Source organism: Mitsuaria sp. TWR114 (genome assembly GCF_007997345.1).
In genome coordinates this window covers 1-1,177 of sequence record NZ_VOSR01000824.1, presented here as the reverse complement: position 1 = coordinate 1,177, position 1,177 = coordinate 1, and the positions used below count along the sequence as shown (strand labels likewise).

At 71.3% G+C, this 1,177-nt stretch carries 1 protein-coding gene; it reads right to left on the bottom strand.

What is annotated here, in order from left to right; translation table 11 throughout:
• Window positions 1–224: 224 nt before the first annotated feature.
• Window positions 225–1,177, bottom strand: a 953-nt coding sequence (locus FUT87_RS29375; protein ID WP_186830743.1) for a hypothetical protein, incomplete at its 5' end; no start/stop codon positions are given.

Below are 1,177 nucleotides of genomic sequence, written 5' to 3'. Positions count from 1 at the left end.
GCCCAGCAGCAGCAGCGGCAGCACCACCAGCAGCGCGAGCCGGCGGATCGAGATCGCCGACGTCGCCGGCCGCGCCTCCATCGCGCGAGTCCATACCGCCAAGTGGCCCCCCACGGCATCGCCAAAAGGAACGCCGGCCCGAGATGGAACCGGCGCGGCCGATGCTAGGTCAAGGGGCGGGGCGGGACAACCTTGGACCTAGGGGCGGCGTTGTCCCGTCCGCGTCAGATCACGGCGCTCTGGACATAGAGCTCGAACTGGAAGTGGGCCGGGAGGCTCTGGTTGCCGGCCAGGTCCACCTGCTGGACGAAGACCTCGACCTGGCCCGCCGTGCCGGCCGGCAGCCCCATGTCCGCGGTGGTGATCGTGTGGCCCTTGCCGCCCTGGTAGTACTCCTTGCCGTTGACGGTGACCTTCAGCCACCACTCCGCGTTGGGCTCGAGCTTGCCCAGGCGCAAGGTGCCGTCGGAGGTGATCCTGTCGTTGTTCCAGTAGCCGGTGTCGTTGACCAGCTGCACCGTCGGCGCGACGGGCTTGACGGTGTCCAGCGTGAACGACCGCTCGGTGATCGTCACGTTGCCGGCCAGGTCCTGCTGACGGACCTGCAGCGTGTGCGCCCCGTCCTTCAGCCCCGCGGTGCTGACGCTGCGCCCATGGTCGGCACTGGTCAGCCAGGACTGGCCGTCCCAGCTGTAGGCCCAGCCGTCCAGGGCCGCCACGTCGATGGTCCCGTGCTTCATGTGCGGAGCGGTGGTGAACGGGCCGTCGATCGGGGGGTCGACCGGCAGCCGGATCAGCGCGCCCTTCGGCGGGGTGAGGTCCACGTTCACGGTGACGCGACTCGCCTCGCTCGCGTTGCCCGCCAGGTCGACCTGGCGCAGCCAGATCTGCTGCTCGCCCTCCTGGCCGACCTCGGCGCCGCGCAGCCCGCCGCCGGTGCCGGGCCGCCAGATCGTGCCGTCGAGGCTGTACTGCCAGTGCGAGTCGCGGTCCAGGCGGCCGACATGGATGTCGCCGTCGCGGCCCAGCCAGCCATTGGCCGGCGCCGAGGGCGCCAACGCCGCCGGCGCCTGCGTGTCGAGCTCGAACGACAGCCGGCTCGAGACGCTGCGGTGGCCCTGCGCATCGAACTGCTCGACGATCAGGTCCTTGCGGCCGTCCGCGCCGAAGGCGGCGG